Raw genomic sequence first — 18225 nt, forward strand, 5'->3', positions numbered from 1 at the left:
ACTCGTCCGCGGGTCGCGAGTTGCTCACACTGTGCGAGGACTTCGGCGAGGAGCTCGTGACAACGATGCAGTGGCTCCGCGCGACGGGTCACTAGCGATCGCGTCATGAGCTGGATGACGAACGCGGCAGCCGTGGCATGCGGCTCGAAATGAGGGGACCGGCACGAAGCCGGCGACGCCGGCGTCAGATCTCGGCGTTGCGGCACCGGTCGGGGGTGAGGAGGTAGGCGGTCGCCATGTCGCCGAGCTCGTCGGCGTACCGGCGTCTGGCCGCTTCACCATCGGCGGCATCAGGGCGTACGGAGTTGTGGAAGCAGGCGCCGAGGATGGCGCGGGCCGCGGTGTCGAGGGCCTGCTGAGGCTGGGAGCGGCGGATCTGGTCGGTGTAGGGGGCCGCGGCTTCGAGCAGGAGACGGTGGACTTCCGTGATGGTGCGAGCCCCGCGGTCCAGGGACCTGCTCCCGCGCGTGCGCAACAGCTGAGGAAAGAGGCTGCTGCTGTCTGCGAAGGACTGCAACAGGGCATGCGCGTAGGCGTCCATGACGCCGCAGAGCGAGGGCTCGGCCGTGCGCAGTTGCTCAGCCACGTATTCCTCGCGGCGTTCCAGCATCCGCTCGGTCAGGGCGGTGATCAGCTGTTCTTTGTCCTCGAAGCGGCGGTAGATCGTGCCGACGGCGACGCCGGCGCGCTTTGCGACGTCGGCGATCGTCATCTCCTCCAGGCCGGAGGTGGAGGCGATCTCCTCGGCCGCCCGCAGCACACGGGCCAGGGTCGCGGCGCTGCGGGCCTGCTGGGGCTCCCGGTGGGAGGCTGGTCGCTCCGGCTCCTCGCTCATGTCCCGCATGGTATCCGCGGCGCTCTCAACAGGGCCTTTTGACAACCGGTGCACTCCTCGGCGTAACCTCACGATGCGAACGTGAATTCACATTCACATCCTATCGGAGGTTCGACCATGACCGACAACCAGACTCCCCCGCCCGTCACCGTGACGCTTGAGGCCGGACCCGCTAGCGCAGGGAGCATCGACGACTTCGAGCTCTTCTACGCCCGCCGCGCAGTGGACCGCTTTCGGACGCTGCTGGGCCGCCAGGGGCTCCTCGACCTCCTGGCCGAGGACATCGAGGAGGGCAACGCCTTCCTGCGCGAGAGCGCCCGCACCTCCGACGGCGCATTCAAGGGAGGGACCACCGTGCTCGCGACGAAGGGCCTGACCTCGGGCGAGTTCCTGGCCTGGATGGACAAGGCCTTCGCCGGCAACGAGAAGCCCCTTCTCGCGGCGCACCCGGAGCACTACGCGATGGGTACCGATGAGATCGGCGCGCGCGTGGTGGAGAACATCGGCCCGCACATAGCCGACTTCTACATGGGCGGCTGGGGCACCGACGCGCTGGCCTGGGCCAAGGACGCTGCCGAGCTCCTTCCGGAGGCGGAATTCCCGCGCAAGATGTCCTCGAACCTCTTCCTGGCCGACGGCACCGTCGTCGGGCGGGCACTGATCCAGTTCGGCGACACCGCCGACGGCTTCACCTCGAATCTGACTGTCTACTTCCCCGTCACCTGCCCGGACGAGGTCCTGGAGCACCACCTTCGGCACTACGCCGTCGAGTTCCGGAACTGGATCGTTGCTGCCGCGGCCGCCCACGCCTGAGCCTCCGACCGGACGCGGGGCCGCCCCGGCGTCCGGCGCCCAGAAGCCGTCGGGCCACCCACCCGCACTGCGGCCTCGGGACTGGTAAGCCCGCATGTTGAGGTGTCGCATAGTCTCTGGCGGTTTCCAGCTTGACCACCCTGAGTAGTCGGTGGTGCCTACTGATCACTCTGCGCCGTGGTGACCGGGTTCGTAGGGCGGGATAGTCCAGCGCATCGTTGTCTGGCCCGCAGGGCCAGGCTGAAGAGTCACGGGATAGACCTGTCCGAAGCGGCGTTCGCCGCGATGTCGCATCGAGTGGTCGCCACTGTCCCAGTTGATCCCCAGAACGGAGCAGTCAGCGACCTCGACGGCGCCGATCTGAAGCGGGTGGGTCCAACTCGCGCGGTTGAAGCGGTGGAAGTCGGTGTGCTCATCGACAGCCACCATGACGCCCCGGCCCTGTTCGTCGCCTTTCCAGTCGTTGAGGGCGTCGCTGAGCTTCTTGGCGTCATCCAGCGGGAGGTCGAGCCACCCTCGCACTTGACCGCCGTGTCGCAAGATCAAGTCTCCGCCGAACTGAAGATGGGCGGCCTCCGCGTAGCCTCCCCAATAGGCGACGTCGGCAAGTCCGTCGGCTGACGGATGGCCGTCTCCCGTCCAGGAGTCCAGGGCAAGCGCGTCACCGAGCACCATGCCACAACGGTCGACCGGTAGGTCGCCGAGGATGATCGGCTCGTCCCCGGCGGTGCCGGCCCATGGCAGACCGAGATCGATCTCAAGGACTGCGATGGCTGGTCCTCCGTCGAAGGGCGACGCCGCCGTGCCGGCCCGCACCATCAACGGCCTGTCATCGGCGGCGCGAACCGCGACCATCTCACACATCCAATCGTGGACATGCCCGCCGCCGAACGATGCCGCGGCCCTTGCGCGTTCGGATAGCGGTCGACCCAGCTGCGGCCAGAAGCCGATCCACGATGCCATCCCCAATACGAGAACTCCCGACGGCGCCGTCACGACTCCCAGGTCAATGTCAGTCTCAGCCATCCGGCGATTGAACCTTCCTTCTACTCTCAGGATCAAGGCTCGGCCGGGTCGGCGCCCGTGGTCACCCGGGGCACACCGGTTCCAGGCTCCGCCGGTCTCGGTGACCAGGCGGGTGGCTGTCTTGTCGTGGTAGCCGAGCGCCTTCGCGATGACGGGGGCCGGGCTTGGAGGACGAGTTGGCGGATCGCGGAGGTCCTGCCGCGCTGTGGCGGGACGCCGAACTTTCGCAGGTGGGCTTGGAGGCTGACCGGATTCATGGGCTGTCCGGGCTGGCGGCCGGGGAAGAGCCACTCTGAGCTTCTGCTGCTGGAGTAGGGCAGGTGCTGGCGGGACTGGACGTATGCCCGCATGAGGTCTGCGACGGGTTCCGGAAGCGGGGACGGCGGGTCCCCCAGCCGGACGTGAGGGTGGCCCCGTCGTCGGCGGTGAGGCGGACGATGCGGGTGACGGGTTGCGCATACAGGAGAACGAGCGCAGCCGCGATCCGGGCCCGTAGGGGCAGGGAGTCGTCGTTGAGGGTCCGCCGGACACTGGCGCCTCGGCGGTGCAGGTGCAGCGGCGCTTGGTCCTGGTGGATGACTTGGGGTGGCAGGGTGAGGCGAGGCATTCGGCTCGTCTTCATGCACCAGCGCAGGAACGTCTGGGCCGGGCGCCGGGTTGCCCGCTTCTCCGTGGGCCAGGCGTCGACGTGCGCCTGCCGGCAGTGTTCGAGGATGCGGCCTCGGTCGGCGGGCCAGGAGAGGAAGGTGCCGGCCTGAGTGATCTCCTGTTTCGCCTGGCCGGTCTGGGAACGTCCCAGAGGCTCCTTCTCGGCCTTCTTCCGAAGGCGCCGCATCTGGTGCCAGGTGGCGAAATGCTGAAGAAGCCGACAGCGTTCAGGATCCTTGAGGCGCCGTGCCGTTCGGTCAGCCGGCGCTGGTAGAGCATGACCTGTCGGTCGACCCGTGGCAGGACGTCGCTGTTCATCAGCAGGTCACGCAGGTGAGCGACGGTTCGCCAGGGTGTTTCCTGGTACAGCCCATCGTGAGTGAGCGGGGTGGCGCCGGCCGCCAAGCCGTGAAGGAGACGGACGACGTTGGGGTTGCGGAGCCAGATCAGGCGGCTCTTGGGCTGGTCCATCTCCAGCAGGATGGTGACGCGTCGGAGTCGCAGGTGCAGCGGATGAGCACGGCGGGTAAGCGGCCGGACGTCGAGCAGGGCTGGTTCCGGGCCGACACGTCAGCCGAGTCGTACCGCCAAGGCTATAACCGCTGGGTGAACGCTGCGGGTATCGACTCTGCGTTGTCCCAGGAAATGTGAGCGGCGTTGTCCGACCCCACCGACGCTCGTTCTGCCGCCGACGCCGAGCCCGCTCTCAGAACCCTCAAGGGAGCGGGGCTGAAGGTGGCGGTCATCAGCGACATCCACTTCGACCTCCGCCCGGGTTTCGTCAAGTCCGACCTCGACGGGTATATCGACCAGTTCGTGTTCTAGCGACTTTGCTCGTGCCGCCACTGGCTGAGGTCTCCAGGCGTGGCTGCATCTTGTGCCCGCAGCCTGCGGCATTTCTTCCCCCTGACGACTCCGCCCGTGGACCGGCCATCCACAAGCACGGCCCGCCGCTGACTGGGGAGAGGGCATCCCGTCCAGCCGGAGGCAGACGAGAAGCCTCTGGTAGCAGAGGTCTCAGTAAAAGATCATGTCCACAACTGCCAGGAGTTCCAAGTTGGTTACCTTCGTTGCCACGCTCGATGTTGCGAAGCACGTCGTGGAGTACCTCGCCCGTCTGCTTGCCGCTCACCGGCGTCGTCTGGGAACCCCGCGCCGCAGCAGAGCACTGGGTCCTTTCCGGCAGGCGGTGCTCGTGAAGCAGCCGCTGGCGCGGGGGGTGAGAGAGCGCGAACTGCTCGGGCGCATCGATCTCCACGACGTCCTCGGGTGGCGGCGGACAGGGAGGCTGACCAGGCATACCGAAAGTGTCCAACCCTTTTGAGCTTTCGCGACGCGGCTGCTCTACTCCCTGCCATGACGACTTCGACGAAGCTTGCGCCGGCTCCTGTCATCGACGAGACGGCCCGGCTGCTGACCGAGCACTACGTTTTCCCCGAGATAGCCGAACAGCTGGCCGGCCTGCTGCAACGACGCCTCGCCGAGGGCGCGTACGACGTCAACGAGGCCGAGGAGCTCGCCCGCCTGGTCACCGCGGACCTGCAGTCTGTCAACGGCGACCGGCACCTGAGACTGAAGCACCACGCCACCCCGGTTCCCCCGAAGCAGGGAGCGGCCACCCTGGACGCCATGCGCCGGGACTTCGACTCCTCTCTGGGCGGTGCGCCCCGGGTGCAGTTGCTCGACGGAGGGGTCGCCGTGGTGGAGCTGGCACCGATGCTGTTTCCGTTGGAGTGGGCCGCCGAACCGCTGAGCGCCGCGCTCACCCTGGCCTCCCGCGCCCAGGCGCTGATTGTGGACCTGCGTACCAACCGGGGCGGCGATCCGGACACGGTTGCCTTCGTCTGCAGTTACCTGCTCGACGAGCGCACCCACCTCAACACCATGTACTGGCGCGGCGGCGAGCGCAACGAGCAGTCCTGGAGCCTGCCGCACGTTCCTGGATCGCGCTTCGGGGGCACCAAGCCGTTGTATGTGCTGTCCAGCGACAGCACATTCTCGGCCGCCGAGGAGCTGGCGTACGACCTCCAGCAGCTCGGCCGAGCCGTAGTCGTCGGTGAGCCCACCCGCGGCGGCGCACACCCGTGCCAGGGCTGGACCCTGCACCCGCATTTGGAAGCCACCGTCCCCGTCGGCCGCGCCATCAACCCTGTCTCGAGCACGAACTGGGAGGGCATCGGTGTGCAGCCGGACATCCCGTGCGCCGCTGCCGACTCCCTCGACCGTGCTCACGCCCTGGCCCTCGCCCGGCTGGCAGGCTGACCCGGGTGGCGTACGCGGACGTCGTCGGCGAGCAGCACGGCCAGTGCGAGCGGCACCGAGGAAGCGACGAGCAGTGTGCGGGACCGCTGACGTAACACGGTGGTGCCAGGCATCATGGCTCTCCGTTCTCGCCTCTTGCGGGCGGAATCGAGAGAGGTGCACCCCTCGGAGCCGGCCAGCTCGGGTGCGCCTCTTGCTGTGTGATCAACTACGCCCGGCGGGCCCGCGCGCTCAGGCATGCTGGAAGTGCTCTTCCTCTTGTGACGGGGATGAGGAGTAAGGAAGGGCCGCAGCCCGATGCTGTGGCCCTTCCGCTCTCAGTGGCTGTCGACGTGTACAGCGGCGGTGGTACGCACGGCGTCCGCGAGCAGACCGGTCAGCTCCCGGCTGTGACCGATGCCTGTCCGCAGGCTCCGGATCAGCTCCGGCGCCAGGCGCCGGCTGCGGGCCTCGGCCAGGACAGTCGCCAGGTAAACGAATTCGGCGAGGGCGCGGGCATCGAGGAGACACGGCTGCACGACCAGTTCGTCGTGCCTAGCGGCGGCGAGGTCGGCAGGTCGGGGGCCTGGCTATAGGCGAGGTCGGTCTGCTGGGTGAGTACCGCGTCGATCCCGGTGGTGTCGCCGTAGGCGCGGCGCCAGCCGCAATCAGGGAACTGCGGGGTGCGGGCACGAGGACCTCCGGGAGGGTCGTCGCCGGGTCCGGGAGACCGGGCGGACACCGCACGCGCGTGGCTGGGAGTCGGTGGTCTGTCCGAAAAAGGTGCCCCGTGGGGAGAGTTCACCACCCGCCGCCAGGGGAAGTCCGACTCGGTGGAAGCGATCAACGAAGTACACGTAGCGGAGTCCGGCCTGGTCTGGTCGATGTGGCAGCCGCCGACGACCAGACCGCCTTCGCCTTCCGGGAGGCTCTGGCCACGATGTGGGCGGCGACCTCGGTGGAACGCACGACCCGCGATCCCGGGCAGCCTGGTGTGCGGCTGCGCTGCTACCTCGACATGCGCCAACGCCTCAACTCCTGACCGGGCCCCGCGCCTGCTCCCAGCACCACGGCGTCAAGTACTGGTTCAAGTAGGCCCTGCCACGCGGGGCTGGTTGCCTGCCCCCGCACCTGGAGCAGGTCCCGCTGACCGAGCGAGTCCGGGTTGAGGTTTCCCTGGCGAGCGGTTCGGCAGTGTGCGGCGGTGCTACTGTCGATCTGCTTTTCACCCGCCGTCCGGGCATCCTCGGACCACGGGGGAAGGTTATGGAGCGCGCACCATGACTGCCGAGGAACAGAGCACGGCGGACGCGACAACAACGGCTCCAGACCCGGTCCGGGGTGGCTCGACCACAGCAGAGGAGCCAGACAGACCGGGGAACGCCGGACGGTGGCCGGCCACAGGCGTCTTCTTTCTCAACGGGCTCACGCTGTCCACGTATATCGTCCGGCTGGGCTCGCTGAAGGGCGAGCACCATCTGAGCGACGGGCAACTCGGGCTCATCGGCATGGTTTTTGCCGTGGCGGCCCTCGCCTGCATGCAGGGTGTAGGCCCTCTTACGTCGCGGGTCGGGACACGGCCGGTGCTGCGCACCTCTCTCGTCGTTATGCCCGTGCTGCTGGCGCTCATCGGCCTGGTGAGCGGGGTCGTCGAACTCGTGGTGGTCGTCACGGCGCTCGGTGCCGTGCACGGCACCACCGATGCAGCCATGAACACTCACGCCGTCGCCGTCGAACGGTGCCTTGGGCGGCCCATACTCAACGGCTGCCACGCCGCCTGGAGCGCCAGCGCAGTCGTGGCCTCACTCGCCACGGCCGTCCTGGAGCGTGTGGATGTCTCGTTCGCCACACACCTTGCCGCAGCCGCCGCTGTGCTCATGGCAGGGGGCCTGCTGCTCGGACGGCTCCTGGTGGAGACCGGCACGCGGGACCGTGCCTCCACCTCCTCGCCCGCACAGCGCCGCCCGGGCCGACGCCGACACGGAGGCTGGAGCCGCCAGGTCGTCACACTCGGCCTGACCGGTACGGCCCTGATGGTCTGTGAAGGCGCCGCCCTCGGCTGGAGCGCGATCTTCCTGCACGACTCCCGGGGCGCGTCGCTCGGTCTCGCGGCGACTGCGGTGACCGCGTACACCGGTGCTCAGACGGTCGGCCGTGTGATCGGCGACCGCCTGGCCCTCCGCTACGGGGTCCCGGCCCTTTTTCGCACCGGCGGCCTCGTCGCGGCCTGCGGCCTGGCGATGGCGCTGTTTTCGCCGAGCCCGGTTACGGCCATCGGCGGGTTCGCCGTCGCGGGCGCGGGTGCCTCGGTCCTGATCCCGCTGGCCTACAGCGCGGTCGGGCAGGCGAAGGCGGACAGCCTGGAAGCCGCGACGCTGATCTCCCGATTCACCACCTTCACCTACGCGGGGACCTTGTTCGGACCCGCCGCGATCGGTCAGGCCGCCGAGCTCGCCGGCCTGACCTGGACGCTGGCCGCGCTGATCCCCGTGCTCTGCGCTGTCGCACTCCTGAGCCCACTGCCTAGCCGCCCACAGGACTGAGGCCGCTGCGCGAGGGCCTCTCCCCCGCCATCTCGTGCTGGATATCCGGCCCTGGGACTTACCGGAACTCGGCCTATCCCAACCACACTGCGCAGGTCCGAGTCCTGCACGCCCACTGGCGCTGGCACAACGCGAACGCCCGCCACCGCGACGTCCTGGCCGCCGCCCACAAGGACCGCCGCCGCATATGGCGAGAAAGCCACCCACGGCGGCGGACGCCCTCCCCCCGGCGCAGCCTGAACGACCCACCGAATCTACGCGGTCAGAGAGGTACACCGCGTGCACGACTATGTGCGCGCTGGGCAACCCTGGACACCGACGACGGGCAGATCCTGTAGACCGTGCGTGCAGTCACTGGACCAGGCCGAAACACCGTTGCTTCCCGAGTGGGACCTGGAAGATCTGGATGACCTGGAGGGAAGCTTGGGGGATCTAACGCGGTAGGGCGAAGCAGACCGGCAACAGGTCGGTCAGACGGGTCTGTGCCCCGACGACCAGTACAGTGCTGGCCGCGACCGCCAGCCCGCCAAGGGCGGTCAGCTCGCGCATCTCCCCTCCGGTCACCGCGCAGGCCGCCGCCAGCTGCCCGGCGGCGGCGCCGTAGGCCCTGTGTCTCGGCGGTGGCGCGTTCGGCAACGGTCCGCATCGCCAGGCGGCCGGTGTGCTTGTCCTCGATCACGCCGGTCGGCAAGCCCTCCACCACACCGACCCACTGCCCCGTCCGCTCGCCGCGCAGACCCACGTGGGCCAACCTCGCCGCCCGGCGCACTATCGCCCCCACTTCCAGACCGAGGAGCTCCCGGCCAAAGTCACTCCGTCGATCAGCTTCTCGGCCCGTGCGGCCGTCTGGTTTCGGCGAGACAATGAGGCTGTGGGTGTTTGGGTGTACGTGAAGTTCTTCGACTTGGGTGCCTGTGCCGGCCAGTACGCGCCCGACATGCGCGAGGCTGCATCAGAGGTGGTGGCCGGAGCCGATCGCATGCGCCGTTTCCACTCTTCGGACGCATCCTGGGTAGCGATGAGGAAGTCAGCACGTCATCTTGCCGCCCACATGCTCCGTGAAGCCCCGGCCGCCACGCAATCCCAAGGGGTATGGACGGACGCCGACGGCAACGTCGAGGTGGCGGTCTACCCCATTCCGAACCGAGTGGGCCGATCGCCCACCGCACCCCCGTACGGCATTCCAGAAAAAGACAGGCTTGCCCCGAGCATCCAGTGTCGGTCCCGGCCGCTCCACGCGCGTGACTGTGCAGGGGCAGTCGGCCACGCGGAGAATTCACGCGGGGCCCGTCCGTAACCGAGCGGTACGGGATTACCAGGGGCCCGTCCTGCATCCTGCTGAAAGAGGACGCCCCCTGCCGTCCCTGCGCCGAGATCCTGTCCATGCCCCACCACGCCCCGCGCTGAGCAACCGGGCACGGACCACGCGCCCGCCCGCCGCGGGCCGAGCTTTGCGTCAGCGGTGGAGGGCATCGTCCTCGGAACGGCTGGACGGGCCCTGCCGGACCACGGCCAGGGGCTGGCGGAAGACAAGGTCAGCGAGACCACCGAAGCCATCGCCGACCCGCTGCCCGCGCCGCCTGCTCTGCTGCTCGGCAGATACCACGTCCATGGACAGCTGCAGTACGTCGGCCGCACCACCGCCCTCGCCCGTGCTGCCGGCACCGCAACCGCCCGGCTCCTCACCGCGGCCCGGGCTGGACATCCGTGGACGGGATGGTCGTTCTCCCCAGGATGGGGCAGTCGGGAAACCCTTGACGTCGCCCGCGACCCGGCCCGCCGGTGGCACCACCCCGTACGCCTACCGCCCACGCACCGACCTCACCGACATCCCCCTCACGACGCAGTCACTTGAGCGAGACGGCGTACTTCCGATAAGTCACGACTTACATACGAGTAACGGTTGTCACGAGCTGAGATCTGGGTCGGCGCTTTTGGAGGAGTAACTGGCACGAAGTCGCTCGCCGGCGACACGGTACTGCTCGAAGCTGGTGGGTCCTGCCCCGGCTCCAAGGGCGCGGCGCAGGGCCCACCAAGCGGAAGTGCCGATGCGCACGGAAACAGGAAGCGCTCATCCGACACTCAATGACGGCAGCTGCCACCCACGCCGTATCCCGATCTCGGTGAGCTGCGCCCGTCGGGGATGTGCGGGACGTGCGATTTCGGGCGACGACCGTTCGTCTCCGACGACTACGAGGCGGCGCGTTCCCTTGCCACGCCCGTCCATGCCCGGCTACGACTGACCGGGCTCAGGGCGCGCTTCGCGTCGGCGGGCGGCGCTTCCGCTCGTGATCCGGAGTTGGCCTGGGACGTCACGGACGGATGCCGCGGCCGACGCAGGCTTGTTGGGGTCACCAGTCGGTCGGGGTGAAACCGTCGCAGTAACGTCCCGAGCCCCCGTAGTAGTTGTCCCCGGTGAGGGAGGTGTCGTGGATCAGGTATTGCCCCGTGTGCGGGCCAACGATCCCGTCACCGGGCAAGCCCATCCACCACACCTGCGCCTTCTTGACCCAGGAAGCGGTCTCGTTGCCGAAGACGCCGTCCTCGGCCATGGGCCGGGTGGTGTTGCCGGAGACGTGCTCGTGGATCACCCAGTCATTGATGAGGTGCTGAACGCACCAAACGGCGTGCGCGTTGTTGTCGTAGCCCTCGGCGATGTTCGGAAGCTGCGAGGCCGAGGCCGAGGCGGCGGGGGCCGCGAACAGTGCCCCACCGGCCACAGCCGCGGTCGCCAGGCCAACCGCGAGGGAATGGGGCAGTCGAAACTTGCGCACGTGTGCCTCCAGAGGCGAGGAAGTACCCAAAGGGACCCGGGGCCCGATGCCGTCGGGTCGCCTCGCGAACCATGCCCGCCCTCCCAGGCGGCCGGCCACGCCCGGCAGGCATTTGAGGCAATGATGGGACGTCATGCCTGTTGAACTGCGGCAAAGCGTCCACGATGAAGCACTCGTGGGACGGCCACTGGACTTCATGAGCTTCCAAAGCTCGATGTCGAGCCGCTCTACGTCGGTGAACTCCAGGCCCAGCCCGTGCGCGCGGCGGTTGTTGTCACGGAAGTACACGCGGGCGAGGCCGTCGGCTCGCGGCTCGCTGCCGGGATTCCTCGGCAGTCTGGGCGCCGCGCCAGTCCTTGCCGCATCTGCCTGGGAGTCGCACGGCTCCGCGGCCGCCGTACCGGCCCGCGACAGACCGGCACGGACGAACAGGCGCAGTACGACTGGGCGCGCTCCGAACAGTTGATCTGTCCGGAGCCCGCACGAAGGCGGGAGCTGGTGCTGTCAGGACGCCGTGGCGGAAAGCCGTGGCCCGATCAGGGCGGCCTCAACTGCCTCGCCCGTCATCTCGATCAGTACGACTTCCTCCCGCATGGTCGCAGGAAGGTGCGCATGCGCTTCGGTGCCGCAGAGGAATACGCCCTCGCGCGGCTCGAAGATCACCGCTTCCAGCCGTGAGGCAAGTTCGGCCACGATGGCGAATACGCCGGACCCGCAATGCGGACGCTCCACCGAGATGCCGGTCTCGCTGGCGAAGATCTCGGCCTCACTGCCGTCCGCGGCCCGGACGCAGTACTGCAGGTGTCCGTCCTCCATCACCGTGAGTTTCGGGTCACCGGCCTCGTAAGAATTGAGAACCGCCCGAACGACATCCATGTCCAAGGGAACGGGCGCATCACTGCCTTCGAGGAATTTATAGATCGACGGGCTGTAACTCACAGAAGGTCTCTCCCTGTACTGGTTTGCCGGCCTCGGACATCCACGCGCACCACGGGCCGGGCGTCGCTGAGGTGGTGCTCGGCCGCCGTGATGTCCCACAGATCCGGGCGGCGTTCGCCCTGCGCGGCGAGAGTACGGGCAAGGCGCACTCGCAGCAGGGAGCGGGCTGCGAGTGAGGGTGCGGTTGAGGCGCGGTTGAGGATGTCGGCTGCGGTGGGGTGGTCGTGGCGCCAGGCAACCTGGTAGGCCAGGACGCCGGCGCCCATATCGGGTCCGCGGCGGCGTGGGCGGGATACCTCCGCTCGCGCAAAGAGGACGCCTAGGACCCGTCTGGGGCCAACGTGGTGACCGCGACACCTCCGCTCGCGCGGGGAGAGGGTCGAGGCCACAGGCCATCCGGCCGGTGAGGTGCTGCGCGGGATCAACGTCCGTTGCAGACCGCAGTGTTGGGCGGCGCGGTGTCGGATATGCCTGCCCTGCTACCGATGCAGGCCGAAAGGGCGGACCTTTTCGAGAACGTCCGCGCTGGGGAGGCAGAGCGTGGAACCGGCGACGGCAGTCCTGCAGTCCTCCCTGACGTCCATCTGTTGCCGTGAGAAGGGGGTCTCAATGACGGGAAGAAAGGGACGCGCGGTCGCGTCACTGGTCGTAGTGCTGATAGTCGGGGGGCTCATAGGCGGGTGCTCCAAGGAGTACAACGACAAGCGGGGTAAGGGCGACGCACCCGTGCAGGGGCGCATGGGGGACAGCACAGCCGCCGAGGTTTTCAACATGCCTGACGGATTCGGCAACTTGGCCACGAAGTGCGTGGGCCACGGGTTCCGCGCTTACGTGACGACCAACGCCAGCGGGCCGTCCAATGTCGAGATCGTGCCGGACAAGGCATGCGCGAGTTGAGACGAGGGGCGATGGCCGCTCTGCTCGCGGTACTGCTCCTTGCCATGGTTGCTGGATGCTCACGGGACTACCAGAACGAGCGGGGTAAAGCGGACGCACCCGTGGCCGGGCGAGCGGGCGAGGACACTCCGGCCGAGGTCTACAACTTCCCGGACGGGTTCGGCAATCTCGCAACCAAGTGCATCGGCCCTGGTCGGCGAGGGTACGTCACTACCAAGTCCGTGCACCAGGAGGACGACGAAACGGTGGTCATCCCGTCGAACGCCGTCGTCGTCGACGATCCGGGATGCCGTGCCGCACGCTAGTGCTGGATTCCTCTTTGGCTGGGTATGCCCTGGTGGCGGGGTCGTTGCGGGTGCTCAGGGCGGGTGCTGGGCGATGGCTTTATGGGCACGGCCGGAGCGTGGCGAGGATCGGCGGGCTGTCGTCCGCCGGCTGGCGCCTGCCCGCCACCACACGGGCCGCCGACCTGGTGGTGCACCAGGAGGCTCGCAAAGTAGTCGGCGGCCGAGGTCGTCGGCCCACTCCTGACCCAGGCCAGAGCGCCTCGTGGTCGACAAGATTCCCGGATCCCTCCAACGGAAATCTTGAAGGGCCCTCCATAGCCCGGCTGACCGCTGGCGCCTGGATCGATGCCGCGGAACTCGAGGCATACGGCGCGACTCCCGAACTGATCGACTCGCCAGCTGACCTGAAACGCAGCGCCTGGTCGGCCAGCAGGTCGAGCGTCTGGTCACGGTCGAGGAGAAAGTGCGGGCGGTCAGACGCGGGAGGAGGACGTCGCGGTCAGGGGGACCGCACTGCTGCTGGCCCGCCCGGACACGGGGGCCGCGGCCCCCTCGGCATCCACGCTGCCAGCGGCTCTGGCTGGGCACTCGCCGGTCACCCAGAGCGGCACCCCGCGACCTATTACCGCACACACGGAGTCCGGTCCTTCCACGGCTGCGACTCCATCGGCGACGACACGCTGTGGGGCGTCAACCGGCACAGGGCGGGTGCCAGTAACACCCTCGTCGGCCTCTTGTCGATCCGCGCGGCTCGCCCGGACGGCGCCCCGATCTACGTCATCCTGGCGTCCCCTTAAATGCTGGCCTGAACCCTCTGGCACGATCCGTGGTACCGAAGCTACCATCGGTACCATGCCGCCTGCCAAAGCCATGAACCTACGTTTTCCCGATCCGGAGCAGCGTGCCGCGATCGAGGCCGCCGCGCGGCAGGAGGGCGTCAGCCTGCAGGAGTACATCCTGTCCGCTGCCTACGCTCGCGCCACCGCCGTGGAAGAGCGCTTCCTCGACGCGTTCCGGGGGTCGATGTCACTCAGCGGCGATGCGTTTGCCGAGGAGGCCGAGGCGGATGCCGCCGGCGGGGAGCAGCGTGCTGCGGAGTTGGAGGCGCGGCAGGATCTTGAGGAGCAGCAGAAGCGGGGCCACGCCGCGTGACGTCGAACGAGCCGCTCCAGCCTCTTGAGGTGCCGTTCTTGCTGCACGCCGCGCAGTTGCTGACTGGTGATCCGCAGGTTGACGACTACGGGCCGCTGTACGCGGCAGTTGCTCGGGTGAACGCGCGGGCCTTGGAGCGTGATATCTACGGTTCGCTGTATCTCAAGGCGGCCGCGCTGCTCCAGACGCTGGTGAGATTGCCGTGTCTGGAGCACTCCAACGAGGCCTTCGCCTGGCATTCCGCAGAGGCTTATCTGGCCCTGAACGGGTGTCACCTCGACTACCTGCCCAAAGAGGCGGTCTCTCTGGTAAAGGATGCCTCTTCCGGGGCTATGGGCGTGGGACTGATCGGCCGGCAGCTTCGTGCCTGGAGTGTTCTCTGACCGCTCTGGTGACGGATCCGTTGCCACAAAGCCGAGTACCGGAGGAGATCCCGGTCGGCTACCCTCAAACCGTTCCTCGATCCGAAAGGCTTCCCACGGCCGCCCGTGCCGTAGGACAGCCGCGCGTGACCAGGCGTCACTATGTGGGGATATACCCACCGCCCTCAACAGGCTGCTGGGGGCCGATCTTAGCGCCCTCGCAGGCCGGCCCCCCGAAGCGGCGGAGAACCGCAAGGGTGCCCTCCAGGAAGCGAACCACCGCCGACAATCGCCTTGAGAGAGGCGGAGCGCAGTGGCAGACGTGCTGGCCGGTCGCTCTCTGCGCCGCCCCGGTGGCTTCCCGCTCCACGCGATCCCGCTCGGCGTGACGGCGCGGGCGGAGCGGGGTCAGGTGCCAGGTCCGCGAGACCCAGCCCCGCGGGCGCTCCGGGAAACATGCCGGGGTGGGAGTTCATCGCAGACCGCCCAACGATCAGACGCACCAATCGGTTTACGGCCGGGCAGCTCAATGGTGCCGCACCTCGCTGAGGGTGGACGGTGGCCTAGGTCGTCGCAGCGGACCGGGAAGGGTGTCCAAGAGGGCGGACGGATCGTTTTGACGAACGTGACGGATGATCATTGGATGACCTCTAGCCAGGGCGCGCAGGCAGGCAGCGGCAAACGCAGAGCCGACGCCCGTCTTCCTGGACAAACGCGCCGAAGGCACCCCGCGCACGCCCGTGGTCAGATTCCAGCAGAAGCCCCGGACCAGGGCACACCCGTGTACACACAGCTCGCCGCGGAATGGGCCGCCCGCGGCGCCACCGTCCCCTGCAGCCCCGATCCGCTGTGGCAGCGTCTGGCTTCTCCCGACCACCTCAGGCACGAGACAGAAAGCACTTTGCGCCGGCTTCACCTGGAAGGGACCACCCACCCCGCTGACGGCACACCCGTTCTACCTCAACCGGAGGCACCCCGCCGTGCCGATCGATGAGCTCTGCCGGAACGTCCCCTGCAGAAGTCCTCCCACGCGACAACTGCTGTCGAGGCGTGGCACGCTGCCCCGCGCCAGCCCCGTTCGACGGGGCCTTGGTGAGGCGGTCGACGCTGTCGGCGGGCCGCCTGGCGGAGGACGCCGATGCTCGCCGATCAACGTCCGAGAGTGTCAGGCAGCGCGCGCCCGGCGTACGAGCTGGCCACGTCCGCTTGGCCGGACAGGTCGGTGGCGGTGATGACGGCATCCAGCAGGGCAGTTCGTCGTCGCTGCCGGCGCGGGCGCAGCCCCGCTCCATGCGCCGACCGCCGCGGCCGCACTCTGTTGTACCGGCTGGTCGGGCAGCCAGTGGATCACCTCGGCAGACTCTCCGGTAACGTCAGAATATGAGTCATCCGCATCCCGAACTGAAAGCCGCCCCTCCCCTGCCTGACGGAGGGCTGAGGGTCGTCGCCCTGGGTGGTCTCGGTGAGATCGGCCGCAACATGACCGTCTTCGAGTATGCCGGCAAGCTGCTCGTCGTCGATTGCGGCGTGCTGTTCCCCGAAGAGACCCAGCCCGGCGTGGACGTGATCCTGCCGGACTTCACCTCGATCCGTGATCGCCTGGACGACATCGTGGCCGTGGTGCTCACCCACGGCCACGAGGACCACATCGGTGGCGTGCCGTATCTGCTGCGCGAGCGCTCCGACATCCCTGTGGTGGGCTCGAAGCTGACCCTGGCGTTCCTGGAGGCCAAGCTCAAGGAGCACGGCATCAGGCCGCGCACGGTCCGGGTCCGCGAAGGCGACCGGCGCGGCTTCGGACCCTTCGACTGCGAGTTCGTCGCGGTCAACCACTCCATCCCGGACAGTCTCGCGGTCGCGATCCGCACCGGTGCCGGGATGGTGCTGCATACGGGTGATTTCAAGATGGACCAGTTCCCGCTGGACGACCGCATCACCGACCTGCGCGCCTTCGCCCGCCTTGGCGAGGAAGGCGTCGACCTCTTCCTCACCGACTCCACCAACGCCGAGGTCCCTGGTTTCACCACCTCCGAGCGCGAACTGAACCCGGCGATCGAGCAGGTGATGCGTACCGCCCCGCGCCGGGTGATCGTCTCCAGTTTCGCCAGCCATGTGCACCGCATCCAGCAGGTCCTGGACGCCGCGCACCAGCACGGGCGCAAGGTCGCCTTCGTGGGCCGCTCCATGGTCCGCAACATGGGCATCGCCCGCGACCTCGGTTACCTGAAGGTGCCCAGCGGCCTCGTCGTGAGTACCAAGGAGCTGGAGAAGCTCCCCGATCACAAGATCACCCTGGTGTGCACCGGATCCCAGGGCGAGCCGATGGCTGCTCTGTCCCGGATGGCCAACCGCGACCACGTGATCCGCATCGGCGAGGGCGACACCGTCCTGCTCGCCAGCTCACTGATCCCCGGCAATGAGAACGCCATCTACCGGGTGATCAACGGGCTGACCCGGTGGGGCGCCCATGTGGTCCACAAGGGCAACGCCAAGGTGCACGTCTCCGGGCACGCCAGCGCCGGTGAACTCGTGTACTGCTACAACATCGTCAAGCCCCGCAATGTCATGCCCGTACACGGCGAATGGCGCCACCTGCGGGCCAACGCCGACCTGGCTATCCGTACGGGGGTCGATCCCGCGCGGGTGGTCATCGCCGAGGACGGCGTGGTCGTCGACCTCGTGGACGGGCGTGCGACGATCACCGGCAAGGTGCCCGCGGGCAACGTCTACGTGGACGGCATGGAGGTCGGCGGCGCCACCGAGGCGTCCCTGAAGGACCGCGTCACCCTCGCGCAGGAGGGCGTGGTCACCGTGGTGGCGATCGTCGACGCCGACACCGGCGCCCTCGCCGAGACACCCGACTTCCTGGCCCGCGGGTTCGTCCACGACGACACCACCTTCGAACCGGTCATCCCTGTCATCGAAAAGACTCTGGCGACCGCAGCCCAGGAAGGCGTCGGCGACGCACGCCAGCTGGAACAGCTCATCGCCCGTGCCGTGGCGAACTGGGCCTTCCGGACCCACCGCCGCAGGCCCCTCATTATCCCCGTCATCATCGACGCCTGACCGACAGCCCTCTTCCCCGCTGCATAGCGGCATCCAGTGGGAGTACTTGTCCCAGGAGCGGGGCTTCGGTTCGGGGATGACGTGCTGGCGGCGTTTTGTCGCGTGGAACGAAGCCGGCGTGTGGGAGGAACTGCACCTGGTGCGGCTGAAGAAGCTGCGGGCCGCGAAGAAGCTGGACGGTCGCGGGCGGTGATCGATTCCTCCCACGTGCGGGCGGCCTGGCGGGGCTCAAAAGTGGACCCTGCCCGGTCGACCGCGCACGCCCGGGCAGCAAGCACCATGTCGTCACCGACGCCCAGGGCATCCCACTCGCGGTGTCGCTGACAGGCGGAAACCGCAACGACGTCATGCAGTTGCTGCCTCTGCTGGACAAGATTCCGGGGGGAGCAGGCGCCGTAGGCCGGCCCAGACGCAAACCCGATGCCTTGCTCGCCGACCGCGCCTACGACCACGACACGTACCACTGCCTGCTCTGGAGCCTGTCGCGCCTTTGTACATCTCTGTCGTGCGCGCTGCTGGGCTGGGTCAGGAGACGACCTTGTCGAAGGTTGAGGGCTTCGGTCGAGCTCGGGTGGGTGTAGATCGAGTCGCGGAGCTGCGTCGCGGTGATGTTGTGCCGCATGGCCAGCGCGACGGTGTTGA

General features: G+C 68.2%; 18 protein-coding genes and 2 pseudogenes. 13 read left to right on the forward strand and 7 right to left on the reverse strand.

The genetic code is table 11. The features are described from left to right. Window positions 1–184: 184 nt before the first annotated feature. Complete coding sequence (locus ACFV2J_RS41040) at window positions 185–835, reverse strand: TetR/AcrR family transcriptional regulator (RefSeq protein ID WP_385087002.1); 651 nt, start codon at window positions 833–835, stop codon at window positions 185–187. A gap of 117 nt (window positions 836–952) precedes the next feature. Between ACFV2J_RS41040 and ACFV2J_RS41045 the strand changes: the two genes are divergently transcribed. Next, window positions 953–1648 (forward strand): hypothetical protein, encoded by a 696-nt coding sequence (locus ACFV2J_RS41045; RefSeq protein WP_385087005.1) that lies wholly within the window; start codon window positions 953–955, stop codon window positions 1646–1648. A 165-nt stretch (window positions 1649–1813) separates the two neighbouring features. Here the strand turns inward: ACFV2J_RS41045 and ACFV2J_RS41050 are convergent, their stop codons facing one another. Further along, on the reverse strand, window positions 1814–2674 hold the full coding sequence (locus ACFV2J_RS41050) for a hypothetical protein (RefSeq protein ID WP_385087008.1): 861 nt from the start codon (window positions 2672–2674) through the stop codon (window positions 1814–1816). Window positions 2675–3568: 894 nt separating this feature from the next. On the opposite strand from ACFV2J_RS41050, the gene ACFV2J_RS41055 reads away from it, so the two are divergent. From ACFV2J_RS41055 to ACFV2J_RS41065, 3 genes are all read left to right on the forward strand, one after another. Further along, complete coding sequence (locus tag ACFV2J_RS41055) at window positions 3569–3973, forward strand: hypothetical protein (RefSeq protein ID WP_385087011.1); 405 nt, start codon at window positions 3569–3571, stop codon at window positions 3971–3973. 6 nt (window positions 3974–3979) lie between these two features. Beyond that, complete coding sequence (locus tag ACFV2J_RS41060) at window positions 3980–4147, forward strand: hypothetical protein (RefSeq protein WP_385087014.1); 168 nt, start codon at window positions 3980–3982, stop codon at window positions 4145–4147. A gap of 531 nt (window positions 4148–4678) precedes the next feature. Then, on the forward strand, window positions 4679–5584 hold the full coding sequence (locus ACFV2J_RS41065) for a S41 family peptidase (RefSeq protein ID WP_385087017.1): 906 nt from the start codon (window positions 4679–4681) through the stop codon (window positions 5582–5584). Between the two features lie 317 nt (window positions 5585–5901). Here ACFV2J_RS41065 and ACFV2J_RS41070 read toward each other — a convergent pair whose 3' ends face one another. Continuing rightward, window positions 5902–6102, reverse strand: a complete 201-nt coding sequence (locus ACFV2J_RS41070; protein ID WP_385087020.1) for a hypothetical protein — start codon at window positions 6100–6102, stop codon at window positions 5902–5904. A 347-nt stretch (window positions 6103–6449) separates the two neighbouring features. Here ACFV2J_RS41070 and ACFV2J_RS41075 point away from each other — a divergent pair, with 347 nt between their 5' ends. Together ACFV2J_RS41075 and ACFV2J_RS41080 are read left to right on the forward strand one after the other, a co-directional pair. Then, entirely contained in the window at window positions 6450–6605 is a 156-nt protein-coding gene (locus ACFV2J_RS41075) for a DUF6207 family protein (RefSeq protein WP_385087023.1), read from the forward strand. A 238-nt stretch (window positions 6606–6843) separates the two neighbouring features. Continuing rightward, on the forward strand, window positions 6844–8106 hold the full coding sequence (locus ACFV2J_RS41080; RefSeq protein ID WP_385087026.1) for an MFS transporter: 1263 nt from the start codon (window positions 6844–6846) through the stop codon (window positions 8104–8106). 1456 nt (window positions 8107–9562) lie between these two features. Here the strand turns inward: ACFV2J_RS41080 and ACFV2J_RS41085 are convergent. The 3 genes from ACFV2J_RS41085 to ACFV2J_RS41095 all read right to left on the reverse strand — a co-directional run bounded on the left by ACFV2J_RS41085 (window position 9563) and on the right by ACFV2J_RS41095 (window position 11819). Then, window positions 9563–9811: a hypothetical protein gene (locus ACFV2J_RS41085; RefSeq protein WP_385087028.1), complete on the reverse strand. Its 249-nt coding sequence runs from the start codon at window positions 9809–9811 to the stop codon at window positions 9563–9565. 646 nt (window positions 9812–10457) lie between these two features. Beyond that, the gene (locus tag ACFV2J_RS41090) at window positions 10458–10880 is read right to left on the reverse strand and encodes a peptidoglycan-binding protein (RefSeq protein WP_385087031.1); all 423 of its coding nucleotides are present in this window, start codon (window positions 10878–10880) and stop codon (window positions 10458–10460) included. A 504-nt stretch (window positions 10881–11384) separates the two neighbouring features. Further along, a complete protein-coding gene (locus ACFV2J_RS41095; RefSeq protein ID WP_385087033.1) occupies window positions 11385–11819 on the reverse strand; it encodes a hypothetical protein in 435 nt (144 codons plus the stop codon). A 540-nt stretch (window positions 11820–12359) separates the two neighbouring features. Between ACFV2J_RS41095 and ACFV2J_RS41100 the strand changes: the two genes are divergently transcribed. The 7 genes and pseudogenes from ACFV2J_RS41100 to ACFV2J_RS41130 form a co-directional block, all read left to right on the forward strand. Further along, window positions 12360–12716, forward strand: coding sequence for a hypothetical protein (locus ACFV2J_RS41100; protein WP_385087036.1), 357 nt, complete (start codon window positions 12360–12362; stop codon window positions 12714–12716). Further along, window positions 12704–13021: a hypothetical protein gene (locus ACFV2J_RS41105; RefSeq protein WP_385087039.1), complete on the forward strand. Its 318-nt coding sequence runs from the start codon at window positions 12704–12706 to the stop codon at window positions 13019–13021. The genes ACFV2J_RS41100 and ACFV2J_RS41105 overlap by 13 nt, the downstream gene beginning before the upstream one ends. A 527-nt stretch (window positions 13022–13548) precedes the next feature. Next, window positions 13549–13788: pseudogene (locus ACFV2J_RS41110) on the forward strand (IS630 family transposase); the annotation flags it as partial. A gap of 67 nt (window positions 13789–13855) precedes the next feature. After that, entirely contained in the window at window positions 13856–14155 is a 300-nt protein-coding gene (locus ACFV2J_RS41115) for a DUF1778 domain-containing protein (protein WP_385087042.1), read from the forward strand. After that, window positions 14152–14538 (forward strand): fic family toxin-antitoxin system, toxin component, encoded by a 387-nt coding sequence (locus ACFV2J_RS41120; RefSeq protein WP_385087045.1) that lies wholly within the window; start codon window positions 14152–14154, stop codon window positions 14536–14538. The genes ACFV2J_RS41115 and ACFV2J_RS41120 overlap by 4 nt, the downstream gene beginning before the upstream one ends. A gap of 1359 nt (window positions 14539–15897) precedes the next feature. Next, window positions 15898–17583, forward strand: a complete 1686-nt coding sequence (locus ACFV2J_RS41125; protein WP_385443593.1) for a ribonuclease J — start codon at window positions 15898–15900, stop codon at window positions 17581–17583. A 19-nt stretch (window positions 17584–17602) separates the two neighbouring features. After that, window positions 17603–18044, forward strand: a pseudogene (locus ACFV2J_RS41130) (IS5 family transposase); the annotation flags it as partial. Here ACFV2J_RS41130 and ACFV2J_RS41135 read toward each other — a convergent pair. Continuing rightward, window positions 18026–18225 (reverse strand): hypothetical protein (locus ACFV2J_RS41135; RefSeq protein WP_385087051.1); only part of this gene is annotated, 200 nt, incomplete at its 5' end. The pseudogene ACFV2J_RS41130 and the gene ACFV2J_RS41135 overlap by 19 nt on opposite strands.

Source organism: Streptomyces sp. NPDC059668 (genome assembly GCF_042734135.1).
Taxonomy (GTDB): domain Bacteria; phylum Actinomycetota; class Actinomycetes; order Streptomycetales; family Streptomycetaceae; genus Streptomyces.

Coding starts and splice junctions, on each gene's coding strand:
- ACFV2J_RS41040 (WP_385087002.1), bottom strand. CDS start 835: ATGAGCGAGGAGCCGGAGCGACCAGCCTCCCACCGGGAGCCCCAGCAG.
- ACFV2J_RS41045 (WP_385087005.1), top strand. CDS start 953: ATGACCGACAACCAGACTCCCCCGCCCGTCACCGTGACGCTTGAGGCC.
- ACFV2J_RS41050 (WP_385087008.1), bottom strand. CDS start 2,674: ATGGCTGAGACTGACATTGACCTGGGAGTCGTGACGGCGCCGTCGGGA.
- ACFV2J_RS41065 (WP_385087017.1), top strand. CDS start 4,679: ATGACGACTTCGACGAAGCTTGCGCCGGCTCCTGTCATCGACGAGACG.
- ACFV2J_RS41080 (WP_385087026.1), top strand. CDS start 6,844: ATGACTGCCGAGGAACAGAGCACGGCGGACGCGACAACAACGGCTCCA.
- ACFV2J_RS41085 (WP_385087028.1), bottom strand. CDS start 9,811: ATGTCCAGCCCGGGCCGCGGTGAGGAGCCGGGCGGTTGCGGTGCCGGC.
- ACFV2J_RS41105 (WP_385087039.1), top strand. CDS start 12,704: ATGCGCGAGTTGAGACGAGGGGCGATGGCCGCTCTGCTCGCGGTACTG.
- ACFV2J_RS41115 (WP_385087042.1), top strand. CDS start 13,856: ATGCCGCCTGCCAAAGCCATGAACCTACGTTTTCCCGATCCGGAGCAG.
- ACFV2J_RS41125 (WP_385443593.1), top strand. CDS start 15,898: ATGAGTCATCCGCATCCCGAACTGAAAGCCGCCCCTCCCCTGCCTGAC.